Consider the following 19963-nt stretch of genomic DNA (forward strand, 5'->3'; position numbering starts at 1 on the left):
GAAAACACGCTGGTATTAATAGGCAAAATACGGCTTTTCCGTACCTGTTCAGGCAAAGACCATGACCCGAATCCTGGCAATCGAAGACGACGCCATCACCGCAAAGGAAATAGTTGCGGAACTCAGCAGCCACGGCCTTGAAGTGGACTGGGTCGATAACGGTCGCGACGGACTTGCACGGGCTGCCAGCGGTGATTACGACCTCATCACCCTGGACCGCATGCTGCCGGAGATGGATGGCTTGAGCATTGTCACCCACCTTCGGGCACAGGGTATTTCAACGCCCATCCTGATGATCAGTGCCTTGTCCGACGTAGACGAACGCGTGCGCGGCCTGCGTGCCGGGGGCGATGACTACCTGCCCAAACCCTTTGCCTCCGATGAAATGGCGGCGCGGGTCGAGGTGTTGTTGCGCCGCAGCAACCCCGTGACAGCCGCAAAAACCGTGTTGCAGGTTGCCGACCTGGAGCTGAACCTGATCAGCCGCGAAGCCTGCCGGGGCGGCAAACCGCTGACCCTGCTGCCCACCGAGTACAAGCTGCTGGAATTTCTCATGCGCAACAGCGGGCAGATCATTACCCGGATGATGATTTTCCAGGAAGTCTGGGGTTATCACTTCGATCCCGGCACCAACCTGATCGACGTGCATATCGGCCGCCTGCGCAAAAAGATCGACCCGCCCGGCAACGCGCCGCTGATCCAGACCGTTCGGGGCTCGGGTTATGTCATTACCGAACCCGTCTAAAGGCTGGCGTTCGTCAAGCAGTCGCCTGCTGGCGCTGTACAGTTTCCTGTTCGTGGCCTGGAGCGGCATTCTGCTGGGGGTACTGTATTGGGAGGTCACGTCCTATCTGGGCAACCTCGCCCGCCACTCGCTGATGCAGCGCCAGCAACTGTTTTCACGCTTCGAGGGGCATGAGCTGGTCGACGCACTGGCCACCAGCATGACATTCGACATGCGCTCCGTGGATGCCTACGGCCTGTTCGACGAAAACCTGTCGCCACTGGCCGGACCGATCAATCGCATACCGTCCAGCCTGCCCCTCGACGGGCGCATCCATCAGTTGAACAATTGCATCGACTCCAACGACCCGGAACTGCCCAGCGACAGCTGCGATGCCATCGCAACCAGAACCACCGATGGCCGCTGGCTGGTACTGGTGCGCGACAACGGTTCCCTGTTCGCGGTCTCGACCTTGATTCTCAAGGCCTTGCTGTGGGGAATCTCCCTGACCATCATTCCCGGCGTGGCGGGCTGGCACTTGTTGCGCCGTCGCCCGCTGCGTCGTATCCGCGCCATACAGGCCAGTGCCGAATCGATCATTGCCGGTGACATGTCGGGGCGTCTGCCGGTGTCCAGCCGACGCGATGAGCTGGACATGCTGGCAGTCATCGTCAACGCCATGCTCGACCGTATCGAGAAACTGATGAACGAGGTCAAGGGTGTCTGCGACAACATCGCCCACGACCTGCGCACCCCGCTGACGCGCCTGCGCGCCCAGCTCTACCGTATCCAGCAACAATCGGACGATTCGGCACACTCGACACAGATGGCCCAGGTCATTGCCGAGGCCGATACGCTGATGGCACGTTTTCGCGGACTTCTGCGCATTTCAGAGATAGAGGATCATCAGAGACGCTCGGCATTCGTTGAGCTGGACCTGCGCCCGCTTCTGCAGGAACTTCACGACTTTTACCTGCCACTTGCAGAAGAAGATCAAGTGCTTCTGATGCTGCAACTCGACGACCCCTTGCCGACACTGATCGGGGATCGCGCCCTGCTGTTCGAGGCACTGGCCAACCTGTTGAGCAATGCAATCAAATTCACGCCGCCGGGCGGCACGGTGCTGATCAGCGCCTATGTCGATGGCAACAGCCCATGTATCGCGGTTCAGGACTCTGGACCCGGCATTCCGCCCTCCGAACGCGAAGCGGTGTTCCAGCGCTTCTATCGCTGCGAAGACGGCAACCAGCAAAGCGGTTTCGGCCTTGGCCTGTCGGTGGTTGCCGCTATCGTCAATCTGCATGGCTTCAGCCTGCACATCGGCACCAGCACCTATGGAGGCGCGAGCCTTGTGCTGGAATGCCAACACGTGAATACGCTGGTATAAACCATTCTCGCAACAGGGTTTATTGCCTGCATTTTGACGGAGATAAAACGGCTAACCCGTATTTGATAGCACTTCGCTATAAATCTGGCGCATGATTACAAGCGCTAATTTGTAACAATATATTTCAAAAATAGAGAGTGATGGACCGTTTCAGCAAGCACGAGTTCCCTCCTTTAACGGAATTTTCACGCTCGATACGCTGCTTTTCACCGAATAACATCTCTTTGCCATCATTTCCGGGTTTTCACCTCTGAAGGGAGGCACGGCCCGTTTCGGCATTTTTATGGCGTCAGCTACTTGTCGGTCCGGGCCACTCTGCGTTATCACTAGTCACCGTGATTCACGTTCTTGTTGCACCTTATAACAATAAAAACTCAATGGATTTCGCCACTAACCAGGCGAGGCTTTGGCATGGCCGCTAAAGCAGAGAAACCGTATTGACTTAGTAGGATCGACTTAGCCTGGGAGGCTGTTATGGGCGCACAATCAAAGATTATCAGCGTTGGAGAGTTCAAGCTTTACACCGAAACCTATTGGAAAAGCAGTGCAGCAAAAACCATTTTGCTGATCAATGGTGCACTGTCCACTACTGGCTCTTTCGGGCAAACGGTCAAATATCTACAACCGCACTACAACCTCGTGTTATTTGATCTTCCCTTTGCCGGACAGTCCCGGGATCACAACCCCGACGACATGATCGTGACCAAGGAAGACGAGGTCAAAATCCTGCTGCAACTGATCGACCGCTTCCAGGTCAATTACCTGATCTCGGTCTCGTGGGGCGGTGTATCGGCACTTCTGGCCCTGTCAGAGACGCCGCCGTCGGTAGAAAAGGCGATCATTTCCTCCTTCTCTCCCGTCCTCAACGAACCGATGCTCGACTACATCGACAAGGCGCAGGTCTACCTGGCCGCCCGCGAAAAACGGAAAATCGGCTCTCTGCTCAACGACACCGTCGGCAAGTATCTGCCCCGGCTGTTCAAGCTCTATAACTACAAGCACCTGATCAGTCTTGCCGAACATGAATATGCCCAGATCGACTTTCACATCAGTCAGATCCGCAAACTAAGCGCCAGTAACTATGTCGAGCGTTTTGCCTCGATCAAGATTCCGGTGCTCTTCATCAATGGCGAGAAAGATGAATACACGACGGTCGAAGATGCCCGTAGTTTCTCCAACTACATTGCTCAAAGCAGCTTCAAGGTAGTTCCCGATGCCGGGCACTTCCTGGACCTGGAAAGCAAGGCCGCCTGGCTGACGTCGCAAAAGAATGTGCTGGAGTTCTTCGGCACCGAGGAAACCCAAAGCCAGCCGGTATGGCCCGACGCGACGGCGATGGCCTGACACTCTCGAATCGATGCCTGAATGACCGCAAGGCTTTCAGCATGACGCCGTGATTCACGGGTGTTGGCTTATTCCATCGAGCAGTGGCTGTTTTGTTGATGACTATTTCTTCTGCAACTCTCTTGCGTTCGTTTTGCCGTGTTACCGGAAAAGACCGACCCTCACATCCCGGGTCACCTCTAAGCCAGCCCTGGCTGGCCTTGGGGCTGCATTGCGTTCTGGCGCTTTCGATCAGTGCGTGCTCGGCCGGAAACCCGGCGGAAAAGGCACGGGTCCGCGTGGCAGTCCAGCAAGTGGCCTCCAGCGATGTCACGACCAGCGTGGTCCTGACAGGCGATATCCAGGCACGCAAAGTGACCGATCAGGCCTTTCGCGTGTCGGGCAAGCTGGTGGAGCGGTTCGTGGATGTGGGGGATCGGGTACGGGCCAATCAGGTACTTGCCAGACTGGACCCCAGAGAACAAAAGACCGACCTCGAGTCGGCCAATGCCGAAGTGGCAGCCCGGGAATCACGGTTACGCCTTGCACAAAACAACTATCAGCGTCAGCAGACATTACTGCCCAAAGGCTACACCAACCTCAGTGAATACCAGCAGGCGCGCTCCGCTCTGGAGAGTGCCCGCGGGGATCTGGCCTCACTGAAGGCCCAACAGGCCAACGCCCGTGACCAGGTCGGTTATACCGAACTGGTTGCGGTGGCCGACGGGGTCATCACGGCCCGCCACGCCGAAGAAGGCCAGGTGGTACAGGCTGCCACGCCTGTTTTCAGCCTGGCTCACGACGGCGAGCGCGAAGCGGTATTCGCCGCGTATGAATCCTTGCTGAGCTCCGATCAGCCCGGTGGCACTGTGCTGGTCAGGACGCTAGGCCTGCCCGACATGGAAATTCCCGGCACGATCCGCGAAATCACCCCCATCGTGTCCGCGTCCAGCGGCACGTTGCGGGTGCGCGTCTCGCTGCCGGATACCGCCACCACGCTGGCACTGGGAACCGTCGTCAGTGCACGACTCATGACCCATTCGCAACGGGCATTCACCCTCCCCTGGTCCGCCTTGAGCCGTACCCACGGGCAGCCTGCCGTCTGGCTGCTGGACGACAAGTCACAGGTCAGGCTGGCCAGGGTACAAGTGCTGCGCTACGAACAGGGGCAAGTGGTCATTGCATCCGGCCTGTCGGATGGCGACAGAGTGGTTTCCAAAGGTGCTCAGTTCCTCTATCCGGGGCAAAAGGTCGATGTCGCTGAACGCACTGACAGCGCATCGGCTTCCGCCTTGTCATCGGAAAAAACACTATGAGCCTGACGGTAAAAACCTGCATACAACTGTGGCTGTTTTGCGTAGTTCTCATGTTTCTCTCGGGGTGTCGCGACAAGCCGGTTCGCGAAGCCGTCGAACGGCCGGTGCTGTTCACCGAAATCGTCGATCAACGTCGTGATGTGCATGGCCGTTTTGCCGGCAGTATCCAGCCGCAATATGAAGTGGCCATGGGGTTTCGCATCGCCGGACGCATCGCAACCCGGCACGCCGAGATCGGGCAACTGGTACACAAGGGCGATCTTCTGGCCACCCTCGAGCCCAGCGACCAGCAGAATCGGTTGCGCGCCCGACAGGCCGAACAAGGCAAAGCTCAGGCTTCATGGCAACAACTGCGCGATGAACAACTGCGTTACCAGCAGTTGTTCGAGCGAGGCGTCGGCTCACGTGCTCATCTGGACAGGCTGAGCAGCGACCTGCGCAGTCAGGAAGCCATTCTGCATCAAGCCCGCCTGGCCGCCGAGCAGGCCAGCGATCACCTGTCCTACACGCGCCTGCTGGCCGAATTCGACGGTGTGGTCACTGACTGGCATGCCGAAGTCGGCCAGGTGATGGTCACCGGCCATGCCGTTGTCAGCCTGGCCCGCCCGGAAAGCCGCGAGGCTGTGGTGGATCTGCCGGTCGAACTGGCTGCCGCTCTGAATCAGGGGATGCAGATCAAGGTGGTGTCCCAGCTGAACGAGCAGGTGTCCGTGCCCGCTCAGGTCCGCCTGCTGTCGCCACAGATCGATGCCACCACCCGCACGCAGCGTGTGCGCCTGGCCTTGCAACAGATCCCGGACAGCTTTCGTCTCGGCTCGACCGTCAGCGTTGAAATCAGCAGCACTGTGCCGACTTTCCGCGAACTGCCCGATACCGCCTTGCAGGAACAGGACGGGCAGGCTCAGGTCTGGGTCATCGACCCGCTCACCGCAACCTTGAACCCTCGCACCGTACACGTGCTGGCCCGGCATGGCTCGTCCGTGCGCGTCAGCGGCGAGCTGAATGATGGCGACAAGGTGGTGACCGCAGGTGTGAACAGCCTGAGGCCCGGTCAGAAAATCCGCGTCGAACGAGAGGTCAGTTTGTGAGAGAGCGCTTCAATCTGTCTGCCTGGGGGCTCAAGCATCGCACGCTGGTCTGGTACATGATGTTCGTTTCACTGCTGATGGGAAGCTGGTCGTTCCTGAACCTGGGGCGCGAGGAAGACCCGTCTTTCGCCATCAAGACCATGGTCATCCAGGCTCGCTGGCCGGGGGCGACCCTGCCCGACACCTTGCAACAAGTGACCGACCGGCTGGAGAAGAAGCTCGAAGAAATCGATGCCCTGGACTACGTGAAAAGCTACACGCTGGCCGGTGAATCGACGATTTTCGTGTTCCTCAAGAGTGAAACCCGCAGCGCCGACATTCCGGCTGCGTGGTATCAGGTCCGCAAGAAGATCATGGACGTTCGTGGCGAACTGCCCAGCGGTATTCAAGGGCCTGCGTTCAATGACGAGTTCGGTGATGTATTCGGCAGCATCTATGCCTTTACCGCCGATGGTCTGTCGTTCCGCCAGTTGCGCGATTATGTGGAGCAGGTCCGGGCGGATATCCGCAGCGTGCCGAACCTGGGCAAGATCGAACTGCTCGGCGCCCAGCGCGAAGTCATCTACCTGAACTTCTCCATCCGCAAGCTGGCGGCCCTGGGTATCGACCAGCGTCAGGTGCTGCAAAGCCTGCAGGCACAGAACGCCGTCACACCGGCGGGCGTCATGGAAGCCGGCCCGGAACGCATCGCCGTGCGTACCAGCGGCCAGTTCACCAACGAACAGGATCTGCTGGCGGTGAACCTGCGCTTTGGCGACCGTTTCTTTCGCCTGAGCGATCTGGCCACCGTGGAGCGGCGTTATGCCGATCCGCCCTCCTCCCTGTTTCGCTTCAACGGCCAGCCTGCCATCGGCCTTGCCGTGGCCATGAAGCAAGGCGGCAACATTCAAGAGTTCGGCTCCCGGTTGCAGCAGCGTATCGATGAACTGACCGGCGAACTGCCGCTGGGTATCGATGTGCACCTGGTGTCCAGCCAGGCCGATGTGGTGGATAAGGCCATCGGCGGTTTCACCCACGCCCTGTTCGAGGCCATACTGATCGTGCTGGTGGTGAGCTTCATCAGCCTGGGCATCCGCGCCGGCCTTGTGGTGGCCTGTTCGATTCCACTGGTGCTGGCACTGGTGTTTGTCTTCATGGAGTACAGCGGCATCACCATGCAGCGCATCTCCCTCGGCGCCCTGATCATTGCCCTGGGTCTGCTGGTGGATGACGCCATGATCACCGTGGAGATGATGGTCACCCGGCTTGAAGGTGGCGACTCCCTGCAACAGGCCGCGACCTTTGCCTACACCTCGACCGCCTTTCCGATGCTCACCGGCACACTGGTGACCGTGGCCGGTTTCGTGCCCATTGGCCTGAACTCCAGCTCGGCGGGGGAATACGTCTTCACCATGTTTGCCGTGATCGCTGTCGCGCTGCTGCTGTCATGGCTGGTGGCCGTGCTGTTCGCGCCCTTGATCGGCATTTACATCCTGAAAAAGCCCCAGAGCCATCACGCCCATACCGGCACCTGGATGCGTGCATTCCAGCGCGTGCTGTTGCAGGCACTCAGGCATCGCTGGTGGGTGATCGGCATCACGACGGCGGTCTTTGTCGGTTCGCTGTTCGCCGGCAAGCTGTTGCAGAACCAGTTCTTCCCGGACTCCGATCGCCCGGAAATCCTGGTGGACATCTACATGCCCCAGAACGGCTCGATCGAAGGCACGAAACAGACCATGGACCGTTTCGAGGCCACGCTCAAGGACGATCCGGACATCCTGCGCTGGAGTTCCTATGTCGGCAAAGGGGCCGTGCGTTTCTATCTGCCACTGGACCAGCAGTTGAATAACCCCTTCTACGGGCAACTGGTGATCGTCAGCCGTGGCGGCGAAGGTCGTGACCGCCTGATCGAACGCCTGCGCCAGCGCTTTCGCGATGATTTCGTCGGAGTCGGCGGTTACGTCCAGCTCCTGAACATGGGGCCGCCGGTGGGCTGGCCGGTGCAATATCGGGTCAGCGGCCCGGACATCGAGCAGGTGCGCAGTCATGCCATGGCCCTGGCCGCCATTCTGGATGCCAACCCCAATATCGGTCAGGTGATCTATGACTGGAACGAGCCGGGCAAGGTGCTCAAGATCGATATCGCTCAGGACAAGGTGCGCCAGTTCGGCCTGTCGTCCGAAGATGTGGCACAGATCCTCAATAGCCTGGTAACCGGCACCAGCATCACTCAGGTCCGGGATGACACTTACCTGATCGACCTGATCGGGCGTGCCGAAGACCAGGAACGCAGCTCATTGCAAACCCTGAGCAGCCTGCAGATTCCGACGCCCAATGGTTCTACGGTTCCACTGATGGCCTTTGCCACCTTGAGCTATGAACAGGAGCAGCCACTGGTCTGGCGTCGCGACCGTCTACCCACCATCACCCTGAAAGCCAATGTGCTCGGTCATCTGCAACCGGCAGCGCTGGTCAAGCAGCTGCAACCCCAGGTCAAGGCCTTCACGGATGAATTGCCGGTGCGCTACTCCGTGGCCATCGGCGGCGCAGTCGAAGCCAGCGCCCGTTCGCAAGGGCCGATCCTGAAAGTGGTGCCGTTGATGCTGTTACTGGTCGCCAGCTTTCTGATGATCCAGCTGCACAGCGTGAAGAAACTGCTGCTGGTGGTCAGCGTCGTGCCCCTTGGCTTGATCGGCGTGGTCGCGGCCCTGCTGATGACAGGCTATCCACTGGGGTTTGTGGCCATTCTCGGCATATTGGCGCTGATCGGCATCATCATCCGCAACTCGGTGATTCTGGTGACGCAGATCGATGAGTTCATGGCCGCAGGCGAAAGCGCATGGGCGGCGGTGATCCAGGCCACCGAACACCGTTGTCGGCCGATTCTGCTGACGGCAGCAGCGGCCAGCCTGGGGATGATCCCCATCGCGCGTGAAGTCTTCTGGGGACCGATGGCTTACGCCATGATTGGCGGTATTGCGATAGCCACCGTGTTGACGCTGTTCTTTCTGCCTGCCCTGTACCTGGTCAGCTATCGGATTCAAGAACCCGAAAGCTGACCGGGAACAGCCGGATCAGAGTTCGATCGTGGCAAAGTCGAACAACGATTGAGCGGCCTCGACCAGCATGGTTTGCTTGATCGGGGCCGGGCAATCGAGGTTCTTGAACTGCTCGACCACAGAGGCATAGTTGACGTGCTGCTCGTGCTGGGTGTGCGGCCAGTCACTGCCCCACACCAGACGACGCGCACCGAAAGACTGCAGCAGCAGGGGCAATGCCGCATTGGCGAAGTCCAGATTCTGCTCATCGGTGCCGCCCAGGCGGTAAATGGCCGAGACCTTCATCCAGATCTGCCCGCTCAGGCCCAGCTCCAGCAGAGCCTGAAAGGCCGGATCATCGACACCCAGGCGCGAATCGGGACGGCCAAAGTGATCGACCACGATCTTGCAACCGAACGGCAACAGATCACGGATCAGGCCCGGCAGGTCAGCGACATGCCGATGCAACTCGACATGCCATCCCAGCATCCAGACATTCTTGAACAGTTCCTGCCAGCCCGGCTCGCTGAAGTCGGGCAAGGGCTTACCGATCAGATTCAAGCGAATCCCGACAATGCCCTGATCGGCCATCCGCTGTAATGCCGAACGGCTGACAGTGTTATCGACCACTGCCACACCCCGCAGCCGTCCCGGCGCATAGGCCAAGGCATCGAGCAGGTACTGGTTGTCGGTCCCGAGAAAGCTGGGTTGTACCAGCACGCCATGACTCAAGCCATTCCCACGCAGATGCGCCAGATAGTCTTGCAGGTTGGCGTCGTAATCGGGGGTATAACGTCGACCTGAAGTCAGGCTCAGACCGCTGCTGAAGACATGGGCGTGGGCATCGATACCGAGAATCGGCGAAATACAGGCGTCAGTCATGGAACTCATCTACGGAAGTGAGCGCGGTGCCGTGGCACCGCGCGGGTCGATAATGGACAGATCAGGCTTGCTGGGGAGCACCCTTGTCGCCGGCATCGGTCGCGACAGGTGCGGCTTCCAGACTGCGGCCACGGGTTTCAGGCAGGCAGAGCGCGGCCACCATGGCCACACCGTAGGCGATCCCGGCATCGATACCGATGGCGGCACCCAGCGACATGGATTCGCTCATGTGACCGACCAGGAACGGGAAGACCGCCGACAGCACGCGACCGAAGTTGTAGCAGAACCCGACCCCTGCCCCACGAACATCCGCCGGATACAGTTCGTTGAAGAACGAACCGAGACTGGCCGGAATGCCTGCTGCGAAGAAGCCGAGCGGGAAGCCCAGGAACAGCATCTGCGTATTGGTCAACGGCAACATCAGATAGCACTGCACGGTGATGACGCAGCACAGGGCGAACAGCACGATGTTCTTGCGGCGACCGATGCGGTCAATCAGCATGCCGCTGGTCACGCAGCCGCACCAGAACGCGAAAATGATCACCGCCAGATAGCCACCGGAACTCAGCACCGACAGATTGCGCTCGGTCTTGAGGAACGTCGGCAACCAGGTCATGACCGCGTGATAGCCACCGTGGGCACCCAGGCCCAACAGGCCGCCCAGCAAGGTTACGCGCAACAGCTCCGGACGGAAGATCCCGGCCATGGATTTGAAGAAGTTGCCCGGCGGGGTCTTTTCCTTCTGCATGCGCTGGAAGCTGTCAGGCTCTTCAACGTTGCGTCGCACCCAGATGATCAGCAAGGCTGGCAGCAGACCGACGAAGAACATCACTCGCCAGGCAATATCCTGAGGCACGAACGAATAGATAAGGGTAAACAGCAATACTGCCAGGCCCCAACCCACGGCCCAGGCACTCTGAACGGTGCCCATCACTTTGCCGCGGTATCTGGACTGGATGGTCTCGGCCATCAGCACCGCACCCGCTGCCCACTCACCGCCGATACCGAAGCCTTGCAGCGCCTTGACGATCAGCAACTGGTTGAACCCGGTCACGAATGCCGACAGGAAGGTGAAGAACGAGAACCACAGAATCATCAATTGCAGCGTACGGACCCGGCCATAACGGTCGGACAAGGTGCCGCCCACCCAGCCGCCCAGTGCCGAAGTGACCAGGGTCACGGCGCTGATCATGCCGGCGTCGCCCTTGGTCAGGGCAAAGGCTGCGATCAAGGCCGGAATGGCCAGACCGAACATTTGTACTTCCAGTGCATCCAGCGACCATCCGCCGAAGCAGGCCCAGAATGTCTTGCGCTCACGTGAAGTGATTTCGCGATACCAATTGAACATGCGCTATATCCTTATGAAGCGTGCAAAGAACGAAGTGAATGGAGGCTTAACGGATTTCTACGCTGTAACGAAAATGGCTGGCATGCCCGCGCGAACGACGCCATTCCAGAGGCTCACCGGCGTAATTGCGGGCCAGACGCTCGATGACCACCACCGGGCTGCCGACCGGAACCTGTAACATGCGGGCGTAAATGTCGCTGACCGACTCGGCCGTCAGGGTTTCTTCGGCATACGCGACCACCTGACCGCACAAGTCTTCATAAATCGGATAGAGCAAAGGCCCCTGGGTATTGAGATCCACCTCAAGCAAGGCCTGGAACTGGACACGTGGCAGCCAGATCTCCTCGGTCAGCACCGGCTGGGCATCCAGCAGACGCAAGCGGATCATGCGAATGACCGGCGCATCGGGCACCAGCCCCAGGGCATGGCTGACCGCCGAAGGCGCAGTGACGGGCTCGACCGACAGAATCCGGCTCTGCGGAACCTGACGCACACCGGACTCGGTCTGGAAACGGAAGAATCGGAACAGCGAAGACTGGAACTGCGCACGCCGGATGAACGTACCGCGCCCCTGTTGACGCTCAAGGATGTTGTCATTGACCAGCATGTCGATGGCCTTGCGCACCGTGCCGGTGGACAGACAGTACTCGGCAGAAAGCGCCGCCTCGGTGGGAATCGCCTCCCCCGGACGCCAGCGGTTGTTGGCGATCTGCTCAGCCAGACGATCCCGCAGACGTTGATACAGCGGCAGGCGCTCATCACTTGAAAGCTTGTTCATTGTTGTAGTTATCCAGTCATATATATGAATTCCGCGACAGTATTCTCCGGTTACAAATGGGCGTCAAGGACCAGTGGTCAAATTGCCAGTATCTGTAGATGTGCAGGCGCTCTGGGCTGCGGCTTTCGAAGTTTTTAGCGAAAGACCGTGTTCGTCGACCTGGCATGGCCATACGAATCCACTTCTTGATGAACTCATTTTCAAAAGCCGCAGACGTGTGGTTACGTCGGGCTTACAACAAGCATTTGGCATAACAGAAAACGAAGCGCCGGGCCTGCTCCCGCTCCAAGCATCTCACTCATGACATAGCGTCTTAATCGTTATGCCATCCTTATAGAAAAAATATTCGACACACTTACCTCCCGCTCCTGATACATGGCGTTTACCAATGTCACTCGCTGCAAGAAAATCGGAAATCGTCGTATTGCCTTTCTGAGACCAGTCCATTTCACGCCAGGAATATCCCTGCTTCCAGCTGGCGAAACCGCGAAAGGAAAGGTATATGAGGCACAGAATACAGATTCCCCAAAAGCTCACTTTTATGACAGTGCTCACTCCACGCACCAATCCCCCTCCTATAGCATCCGCAAAACCTTTGCGACGTCCAGCGGCACACTTTATAACCAAATATTTAATCCGCATTAATTAAAACCCTGTCTTCTACCTAGAACACCTGCCTTGCCTGACATAATAAAAAATCAATCAAACACCTAAAAAACCTCATATTTAAAACCAGCCATAGCACTCTTACCCCGAAGACCAGAAAGCCACAAACAATACTGGCCATATACTCAGGCCACACACTCCTCACTCACCACGGGTCGTCATGCTGAATGTGATTTAACGGCAACGACGACGCCCACCATATGGGTGAGCGTCGTGAACGCTAGTAAAAATGCACGCTATTGACTTCGATCAGGAATCCATCTTTTCTGCCTAAGCGTCGATTCAATCATTCCAAACGAAACCTCCGCATACTTGCTACACGTGCGCCCTACAACTTTCTTATATGCACAATCTGCAATTTTATGCAATCCGACCATGTGCAACAACCGATGCACACTGATTACACAGGCATCTTTAGATAGCTCACTCGGAAAGTATTCCTTGAACTCAAAATCGGAAAGATCTACGCCAAACTCGTCCTGCAGGATCTTAAACTCATCCAGGATGTCATCCCCACATAAACCAAGATCATGCAAAAGCCTTGTTTCGCTTGTCCAAGAGTCAATTTTTTCAACGGAATAGCCGCACTTTTTCAAGTACATAGTGGTCAATTCCCCGACAGGCTTGATGTGAGCCATATCAGTTGCAGTTATAGGCATCATAAACCTCATAGGCTGCGAGAGCTGTTGATACATATGGCAATCGTTCGGATATGAACCTACCTGTATCTCGAAGCACGCGCCTTGTGCCGATGCTGATTGCGCCACTCTGATACGCCTCACTGACTGTTTGACTGTAAACGGAAGTCCTTGACCCAGCCGCACCACCTCCAGCAATACCCGTACGCGGCTTAGTTGCATATGGCCCAAAGGTACCATTTGCCGCTCCAACCGCCGCATTTCCGGCAGCCCCTGCCGGCGTGCCTGCATCCTCACACTTGCAATGCTCTGCTTTCCATTCGCTCACTGCATAGTCAAAAACCAGGCCCGCCCCCATTCCAATCAATACAGGAACAAAAGCAATCTCACCGGTAGGATCAACTTTGAGAATCGGATTTCCATCGACATAACTGTAAGTATTCATCCCACCCTCCAACCCGATCGGATCGCTCTGCACATACCGCCCGGTCGCCGGATTGTAATCCCTGAAGTAGTTGTAGTTCAGCTGCGTCTGCGCATCGTAGATCTGCCCCGGAAAGCGCAGCGCCACGCTGGTTGCAATACCGTCACCGTCAACATCCTCCTCAGGCGCACCCACACCGTAAGCGTCGCTGTTCCAGCGCCACAGCAAGGCTTGTGTGCTGTCAGTTGCCAGGCGTGGTGCGTTCAAGTGGTCAGTGTGCAGGTAGACCAGCTTGCTGCTGCTCACGTCTCCCGCCGACGAGAAGCTGGCCGTCAATTGAGCAAGTGGCATGTTGTCCAGCCAGAACCAGTATTGGCCACTGGTTTTCAGGCCATTTGCATCATGGAAGGTCTGACCGATGAGTCTGCCGCCAAGGTCATACAGGTACGTAGTCGTACCGACCAGTGCCTGGCTGCCCATCTCGTAGACCCGTTTAGCGACCCGCTGCCCCAGAGCGTTGTACTTGTACTCGGCGATCTGGTAGATGCTGGCCTGATGGACCTGGCTCAGACGTCCCTCATTGTCATAGGTCAGGCGCAAACCGTTGACTTGCGTGTGGTTACCCGAGGCATCCACTGGCACTGCAGCACCATTGAGGCTGGTCAGCCGGTTGCTGTTGCTGGCATAGGCAAGCGTCTGGGTTTCAGTGGTGGCATTCGTGGCCAGGTTGCTGGTGGTGCGGCGGGTACGATTACCAGTCGCGTCAAGGACATAAGCCTTTCTGACGGTACTGTTCTGCTCCTGACTCAGGCGGCTCAAGGCATCGTACTCGTACTGCACGGTCCCCCACAGGCTATGGGTCGTCGCACTGATATTGCTATCGGCGTCATAACGATAGGTGGATTGCCATTTACCGACCTGCTGCTGGATCAGTTGATAATCCTGATCGAAGGTTCTCGACATCAGAATGCCGTTCCCCCAGGTCAGGGATCGGACAGGGCCGAAGGGCTGGTAGGCAATATTGCTGGCCAGTGTGGTGGTCTTGCCGGCCACGACCAGCTGTATACCCGAGACCTGCCCGGCGTTGTTGCGGGTGTAGGTCATTCCGATACCGGACGGGTAGCCGATCTTGACCAGATTATTGGCCGTGTCGTAGCCGTAACTCAGGGTTTCGGAGGAACTGCCGCTGTTGACGCCTACAGAACGCTGTTGCCCGATCACATTACCTGCTGCGTCGTAGGTGTAACTCAAGGTTCCAGAGCTGTCCTGAATACCAGTGCGGCGCTCAATACCGTAATTACCGCCTGTGGTCTGGTCATACAGGAACTTGATGTTTAGTGCGGGGGTTGCAGGATAGCTCTTGGCAGTCAGCCGGTTGAGGGCATCGTAGGTATATTGGGCTACAACGCCGCGAGCATCCGTGCTGCGGACAAGATTGTTGGCCTCGTCATAGGCAAAGGCACTGGTTCCGGTGTCCGGGCTGGCGGTCTTGAGCAGGTTGCCCTGGCCGTCATAGCCATACTGGGTGGTGACCCCGCGCGGATCGACAACCTGAGTGACCAGGTCATCGGCGTTGTAGGCCAGCGAGGTCGCACCTTGCAAGGGATCGACAATCTTGATGACCCGGTTCAGCGCATCGAAAGACTGTTGGGTCTTGTTGCTGCGCGGTGTGGTGTCAGTGGAGAGGTTGTCGTTCAGGTCATAGCTGTAACGTCGGGTCTGATTGGCTGCGCCTATAACCTGGATCAAACGACCCAACTCATCGAAGGCACGGCGTTGTTGACGAACAACGGTTCCGCTGCTGTTCTTGACAACTTCAGCTGTCCGGTTGCCTTTTGTATTCAATGTATAAGTAATACTCTCACCGAGAATATTACGGATGCCCGTCAAGCGTCGGGCATTGTCGTAACTGTATTCAACCCAGTTACCATTGCCACCGGTCACTTTAACGACATCGCCTACGGCGTTGTATTCATATCGGGTAGAACTGCCGCCGAGCGTCGTGCTTGCCAACAGACCACTGGCTGTATAGGACAGTGTTGTAATCGCACCATTGGGATCAGTGATTCTCTGTGGATTACCTTGCACATCATAATTGGCCAGCGTCGTTACATGACCCAGCGCATTGGTTACCGAAACCAGATTACCCTGAGCATCGTAGGCATAACGGGTGATATCGTTCAGGTCGGTACGAGGCCCGTTGGCGGTTTCCAGTTGGCCCAGCGATGTATAAGTGTAGGTTGTCGAGGCCGCCAGCGCCATATTGGGCATATTGGCAACCGTCAACGCCGCCAGAAACGACAGATTAAAATATTTGATTGCACTCACGAATCAGACTCCATAACAGACACTTTCAACTCCATGAACTCATACCCGGCTGACAACAGAGGTATTGATCAATCGCCCCTGAGCGTCATAGCTGTAAGTGGTTATGCTGGTCGGTGTAGTGACCTTGACAGGTTTTGGAAAAGTGGCATGCCACTCGGTCAATGTTTCTTTCGACACGGCCGTACCCACTGCAACAACGGTGCGCACCAACAGATCCCGATCGTTGTAATAATATTCAGACCGGGCCCCCATGCTGTCGATCTTGGCCGACAGGCGACCTTTTTTGTCATATTCAAACTTCGAGTTCGAGTAAGGGCAGGACGGCGTGGGTTCACCGATAATTTCCACTATTCGCCGACTGTAGTAAATCGTCTTGAATTTATAAGTCGTCTGCCTGCCCAACTCATTGGTCACTGTTGTTGACATGCCATCGTTATAGTTCAGCGTGCTGGACTCCACGCCTCCCGCATGCTCGCTGGATATGGCACGTTCCCCGTTGTCATATTTCCATGTTGCAAAACGAACGCCTCGTTCATCCGTGATACCGGTCAACAGCCGATCGGCATTGGGAACTTCATAATGGTATTGACGCGTCAACGTCTTGCCATCCACAACCTTGCTCAAAGAGGTCATACGGGTCGCGTTGGCAGCGTAATTATAAGTAATGCTGATCCCTCCCACTTTGGCGCTCGTGAGCTGCGACAGCATGCCCAGCGTCATGACCAGAGTATGTCCAAACACATTCCGCACAGTGACTGTGTTATTGGCCGAGTAAGTCAGCGTTTGTATACGCCCTTCCGCATCCTTGATTGAAGTCAGCTTTCCGGCCGAATCGAATGTCATCTGGCTGCCGTCTGTAGCGGTGTGCAAATACCCGCTCCCACTGGACGACAACTTGCCGGTGGCGCCGTACAAGGGGCTGAAATTCTTTTTCAGAAACACATGACGGGTCCCGTCAGCCCGAACATAAGTAATCACGAACTGACCGATGGAGAGGTTATCCGAATAGTTATGACGCCATATCCCGTCATAGCTGTTATAAACACGCTTCAGGTTTATGGCCGATACACCTTTACCGGTATAGTCGACTTCTTCCTGAAACTTGTTTCCTGAAATGAGATTGATAGGGTTACCGACCATGCCACAAGGCTGAGGCATATCATCATTTATGACATCACCATCGTCGTCCCCATCCCCGATCTCATCGTCCAGGGGGAGCACGATATCGCACACCGCCCCCCAAGCGGTCACCGGGGAAGCGGTCAATATAAAAGCTGCCAATACACAGGCCCACACGCCCTTTAAACCAGGCGCAGGTTTTCTTAGAATTTCGTCCATGTTTAACCTTGCAATACGACTGTAAAAGTTGCGTTGGCAGTTCCATTGATCCATTCCAGATTCACAGGTCTCACCGCTAGGTCGCCGTGCTGAAAACCGGAGAAGTATTTGTCGACCAAGGTGACTGTCCGTAATCGGGGGGCCTTATCGGCTATTACACGGTGTGCAATATCACAACATTCATGACTGGCGATCAGCCGTGTTCCAAAAACATGGCCATCACGGAGTACAAACACATCAAAGCCGGAAGAAAACCGGGCCGCCGTGGCGGCAGCAATGTGATCCGACAGAATAGGAAAGGACAACGCCATATCCACAGAGCCATCGGAACCTGTCTTGGCTCGACTGGAGACCAGAGGCTGGGATCTTTCTCTTAAATAGGAGTCGGTCTGAAGCACGAGAAGGTCGGCCCCTTTCACGGGGGTCAATGTTGAATCAACAACGTTTACCTTGAAATTGACACCGGGTAATCCATACCCTCCCGTGACCACCCCCTGGGGAACCCAGCGATCAAAAAAATGGCTGACTCTCTTGGCCAGAACATCATCGCCTTTATTCAACCTGTATATATCAGGCAAGGGCTTTTCATCATGAGCCACTATTTTCAAAGGCAAGCAGGTGCTCGCCAGCACAACACCTTTCAATACATGACGTCTGGAGTACGCCGATGGCTTATCTTTAATCATGCTTGCAATTCCGCTTCCGCATTCCCTTCGATATAGAGCTCGCTGGTCGGATAAGCACAACACAGCAACACAAAGCCAGCGTCTATCTGATTATCATCCAGAAAAGAACCATCGGACTGATCGACCGTTCCACTGATAATCTTTCCAACGCACGACGAACAGGAACCCGCACGGCAGGAATACGGCAGGTAAATCTCAGCGTCTTCAAACTGATCCAGAATATAAGCATCATCACGGCAACGAAGCGTGCAACCATCGATCGTTACATCGTATAACAACCCACTTCCACCACCGCCACCACCGCCGCCCCCCGGAGGGTTTATTGCCGGGGCTGTTACTGGAATACTCGGTAAAGTCACCGTGCCGCCTGCCATCTCTCTATCCTTAATTAAAAAGCACTGAATAAAAACTTACATACCCATCACTCCTCTTGAGCGATGGTCTACGTAACCGGCGGCAATCTGTACCGAAATTGATACAAAATCAACACACCCGAGAACAGACGTACGAGCAACGCCTTTTTTCAAAAAAAATCAGTAAAAACAAGAAAATAGATTGAAACAGCCGTCTAAACGAAGCGTATTCCCCTCCCAGCCTCAACCGCCGTTGCTCCCCCGACTATCACTCTCAGAAATATCTTGTATCAATCCGCCGTACCTACTTAATCTCCGGCAAAACCGTTAGCCTGCTCAGCATTCAATCCCTATCAACCTTTCAGTTGTGTTCATACAGCTGCCAGGTCCATGCCCAAGCGAGACTTTTCATGAGTACCACGACCCACGCCCGGCACGGCGCCATCACCATGACCCGGGGACTGGTGATGCTGTTTGCGTTCTGCTGCGGCGCTATCGTTGCCAACATCTATTACGCCCAACCGATCATTGAATTGATTGCGCCGGACATTGGTCTTTCGAGCACCATGGCCAGCCTGATCGTGTCGTTGACGCAGGTGGGTTATGCGCTGGGCCTGTTCTTTCTGGTGCCGCTGGGGGATCTGCTGGAAAACCGCCGGTTGATGCTGCTGACCACCGGGGTGGCGATTCTCAGCCTGCTGGGCGCGGCACTGGCCGAGCAGCCCAACCTGTTTCTGGTGGTGTCGTTGCTGGTGGGCTTCAGTTCGGTTTCGGTACAGATGCTGATTCCACTGGCTGCGCATCTGGCACCCGAGGAGTCCCGCGGCCGGGTGGTCGGCTCGATCATGGGTGGGTTGTTGCTGGGGATTCTGCTGGCCCGGCCGATTTCGAGTGTGGTGGCAGACCACTTTGGCTGGCGTGCGGTATTTGGTGCAGCGGCTGTATTGATGGCGGGGATCAGTATTGTGCTGGCGACCACCATCCCCAAGCGCGAGCCGGATCATCGCGCATCATATGGCCAGTTACTGTTTTCCCTGTGGGCATTGCTGCGTCAGCAGCCGGTGTTGCGCCAGCGAGCGTTTTATCAGGCCTGCATGTTTGCCACGTTCAGCCTGTTCTGGACAGCGGTGCCGCTGGAGCTGGCGCGCAATCATGGCTTGTCGCAAACCCAGATTGCTCTGTTCGCCCTGATCGGTGCCATTGGTGCAATTGCTGCGCCCATCAGTGGGCGTCTTGCCGATGCGGGCCATAGCCGTATCGCCACGCTGGGCGCCTTGCTGTTCGGTGCCCTGAGTTTCCTGCCCGGCCTGATCCCGGCACCTTTCAACCTGATCGGCCTTGCGGTCACCGGCGTGGTGCTGGACTTCTGCGTGCAGATGAATCTGGTGGTGGGACAACGCGCCGTCTATGCCCTGGACGCCGCCAGTCGCAGCCGCCTCAATGCCTTGTACATGACCAGCATCTTTATCGGCGGGGCCATCGGGTCGTCGGTGGCCAGTGTGCTGTTCGACCATGGCGGCTGGGTGTGGATCATTGTCGTGGGCACTGTTCTGCCGCTGTTGGCGCTGCTGGCCTTTTTCAAGGATTCGCAACGGTAGGTCATTCAACGTCATGACTTGCAGCCCCGTCTGTGGGAGCGAATTTATTCGCGAGAGGCTCATAAAGCT

Annotated in this window: 15 protein-coding genes; 7 read left to right on the plus strand and 8 right to left on the minus strand. The window is 56.7% G+C overall.

Translation table 11 applies throughout. The features are described 5' to 3' along the window. Nucleotides 1-61 precede the first annotated feature (61 nt). The 6 genes from ACIPY9_RS13715 to ACIPY9_RS13740 all read left to right on the plus strand — a co-directional run bounded on the left by ACIPY9_RS13715 (nucleotide 62) and on the right by ACIPY9_RS13740 (nucleotide 8876). Nucleotides 62-745 carry a response regulator transcription factor gene (locus ACIPY9_RS13715; protein ID WP_400701801.1) on the plus strand — a complete coding sequence of 228 codons (684 nt, stop codon included), beginning with the start codon at nucleotides 62-64 and terminating at the stop codon, nucleotides 743-745. Then, on the plus strand, nucleotides 723-2111 hold the full coding sequence (locus tag ACIPY9_RS13720) for a sensor histidine kinase (protein ID WP_400701804.1): 1389 nt from the start codon (nucleotides 723-725) through the stop codon (nucleotides 2109-2111). The genes ACIPY9_RS13715 and ACIPY9_RS13720 overlap by 23 nt, the downstream gene beginning before the upstream one ends. A 474-nt stretch (nucleotides 2112-2585) precedes the next feature. Beyond that, the gene (locus ACIPY9_RS13725; RefSeq protein ID WP_400701807.1) at nucleotides 2586-3455 is read left to right on the plus strand and encodes an alpha/beta fold hydrolase; all 870 of its coding nucleotides are present in this window, start codon (nucleotides 2586-2588) and stop codon (nucleotides 3453-3455) included. A gap of 98 nt (nucleotides 3456-3553) precedes the next feature. After that, nucleotides 3554-4750, plus strand: a complete 1197-nt coding sequence (locus ACIPY9_RS13730; RefSeq protein ID WP_400701810.1) for an efflux RND transporter periplasmic adaptor subunit — start codon at nucleotides 3554-3556, stop codon at nucleotides 4748-4750. Then, nucleotides 4747-5838, plus strand: a complete 1092-nt coding sequence (locus ACIPY9_RS13735) for an efflux RND transporter periplasmic adaptor subunit (RefSeq protein ID WP_400701813.1) — start codon at nucleotides 4747-4749, stop codon at nucleotides 5836-5838. The genes ACIPY9_RS13730 and ACIPY9_RS13735 overlap by 4 nt, the downstream gene beginning before the upstream one ends. Further along, nucleotides 5835-8876: an efflux RND transporter permease subunit gene (locus ACIPY9_RS13740; protein WP_400701816.1), complete on the plus strand. Its 3042-nt coding sequence runs from the start codon at nucleotides 5835-5837 to the stop codon at nucleotides 8874-8876. Before ACIPY9_RS13735 ends, ACIPY9_RS13740 begins: the two co-directional genes overlap by 4 nt. 15 nt (nucleotides 8877-8891) lie before the next feature. Here the strand turns inward: ACIPY9_RS13740 and ACIPY9_RS13745 are convergent, their stop codons facing one another. From ACIPY9_RS13745 to ACIPY9_RS13780, 8 genes are all read right to left on the minus strand, one after another. Then, nucleotides 8892-9737, minus strand: coding sequence for an amidohydrolase family protein (locus ACIPY9_RS13745; protein ID WP_400701819.1), 846 nt, complete (start codon nucleotides 9735-9737; stop codon nucleotides 8892-8894). A gap of 61 nt (nucleotides 9738-9798) precedes the next feature. Then, complete coding sequence (locus tag ACIPY9_RS13750) at nucleotides 9799-11085, minus strand: MFS transporter (RefSeq protein WP_400701822.1); 1287 nt, start codon at nucleotides 11083-11085, stop codon at nucleotides 9799-9801. A gap of 46 nt (nucleotides 11086-11131) precedes the next feature. Continuing rightward, on the minus strand, nucleotides 11132-11863 hold the full coding sequence (locus ACIPY9_RS13755; protein WP_400701825.1) for a GntR family transcriptional regulator: 732 nt from the start codon (nucleotides 11861-11863) through the stop codon (nucleotides 11132-11134). Between the two features lie 902 nt (nucleotides 11864-12765). Further along, nucleotides 12766-13188 (minus strand): hypothetical protein, encoded by a 423-nt coding sequence (locus ACIPY9_RS13760; protein ID WP_400701828.1) that lies wholly within the window; start codon nucleotides 13186-13188, stop codon nucleotides 12766-12768. After that, nucleotides 13169-15862, minus strand: a complete 2694-nt coding sequence (locus ACIPY9_RS13765) for an RHS repeat-associated core domain-containing protein (protein ID WP_400702107.1) — start codon at nucleotides 15860-15862, stop codon at nucleotides 13169-13171. Before ACIPY9_RS13765 ends, ACIPY9_RS13760 begins: the two co-directional genes overlap by 20 nt. Nucleotides 15863-15958: 96 nt before the next feature. Then, on the minus strand, nucleotides 15959-17257 hold the full coding sequence (locus tag ACIPY9_RS13770) for a DUF6531 domain-containing protein (RefSeq protein WP_400701831.1): 1299 nt from the start codon (nucleotides 17255-17257) through the stop codon (nucleotides 15959-15961). A 2-nt stretch (nucleotides 17258-17259) separates the two neighbouring features. Continuing rightward, the gene (locus ACIPY9_RS13775; RefSeq protein ID WP_400701834.1) at nucleotides 17260-17943 is read right to left on the minus strand and encodes a hypothetical protein; all 684 of its coding nucleotides are present in this window, start codon (nucleotides 17941-17943) and stop codon (nucleotides 17260-17262) included. Next, complete coding sequence (locus ACIPY9_RS13780; RefSeq protein WP_400701837.1) at nucleotides 17940-18317, minus strand: 2Fe-2S iron-sulfur cluster-binding protein; 378 nt, start codon at nucleotides 18315-18317, stop codon at nucleotides 17940-17942. The genes ACIPY9_RS13775 and ACIPY9_RS13780 overlap by 4 nt, the downstream gene beginning before the upstream one ends. A 428-nt stretch (nucleotides 18318-18745) precedes the next feature. Between ACIPY9_RS13780 and ACIPY9_RS13785 the strand changes: the two genes are divergently transcribed. After that, nucleotides 18746-19894, plus strand: coding sequence for an MFS transporter (locus tag ACIPY9_RS13785; RefSeq protein ID WP_400702110.1), 1149 nt, complete (start codon nucleotides 18746-18748; stop codon nucleotides 19892-19894). Nucleotides 19895-19963 lie beyond the last annotated feature (69 nt).

The organism is Pseudomonas sp. NPDC089734 (assembly GCF_044748865.1).
Lineage (GTDB): Bacteria > Pseudomonadota > Gammaproteobacteria > Pseudomonadales > Pseudomonadaceae > Aquipseudomonas.

What these genes read in the sequence shown, in the direction of transcription:
- ACIPY9_RS13715 (WP_400701801.1), top strand. Translation starts at nt 62, where the DNA reads ATGACCCGAATCCTGGCAATCGAAGACGACGCCATCACCGCAAAGGAA.
- ACIPY9_RS13755 (WP_400701825.1), bottom strand. Translation starts at nt 11,863, where the DNA reads ATGAACAAGCTTTCAAGTGATGAGCGCCTGCCGCTGTATCAACGTCTG.
- ACIPY9_RS13775 (WP_400701834.1), bottom strand. Translation starts at nt 17,943, where the DNA reads ATGATTAAAGATAAGCCATCGGCGTACTCCAGACGTCATGTATTGAAA.
- ACIPY9_RS13745 (WP_400701819.1), bottom strand. Translation starts at nt 9,737, where the DNA reads ATGACTGACGCCTGTATTTCGCCGATTCTCGGTATCGATGCCCACGCC.
- ACIPY9_RS13785 (WP_400702110.1), top strand. Translation starts at nt 18,746, where the DNA reads ATGACCCGGGGACTGGTGATGCTGTTTGCGTTCTGCTGCGGCGCTATC.
- ACIPY9_RS13730 (WP_400701810.1), top strand. Translation starts at nt 3,554, where the DNA reads ATGACTATTTCTTCTGCAACTCTCTTGCGTTCGTTTTGCCGTGTTACC.
- ACIPY9_RS13725 (WP_400701807.1), top strand. Translation starts at nt 2,586, where the DNA reads ATGGGCGCACAATCAAAGATTATCAGCGTTGGAGAGTTCAAGCTTTAC.
- ACIPY9_RS13765 (WP_400702107.1), bottom strand. Translation starts at nt 15,862, where the DNA reads ATGCCCAATATGGCGCTGGCGGCCTCGACAACCTACACTTATACATCG.
- ACIPY9_RS13735 (WP_400701813.1), top strand. Translation starts at nt 4,747, where the DNA reads ATGAGCCTGACGGTAAAAACCTGCATACAACTGTGGCTGTTTTGCGTA.
- ACIPY9_RS13770 (WP_400701831.1), bottom strand. Translation starts at nt 17,257, where the DNA reads ATGGACGAAATTCTAAGAAAACCTGCGCCTGGTTTAAAGGGCGTGTGG.
- ACIPY9_RS13780 (WP_400701837.1), bottom strand. Translation starts at nt 18,317, where the DNA reads ATGGCAGGCGGCACGGTGACTTTACCGAGTATTCCAGTAACAGCCCCG.
- ACIPY9_RS13760 (WP_400701828.1), bottom strand. Translation starts at nt 13,188, where the DNA reads ATGCCTATAACTGCAACTGATATGGCTCACATCAAGCCTGTCGGGGAA.
- ACIPY9_RS13750 (WP_400701822.1), bottom strand. Translation starts at nt 11,085, where the DNA reads ATGTTCAATTGGTATCGCGAAATCACTTCACGTGAGCGCAAGACATTC.
- ACIPY9_RS13720 (WP_400701804.1), top strand. Translation starts at nt 723, where the DNA reads ATGTCATTACCGAACCCGTCTAAAGGCTGGCGTTCGTCAAGCAGTCGC.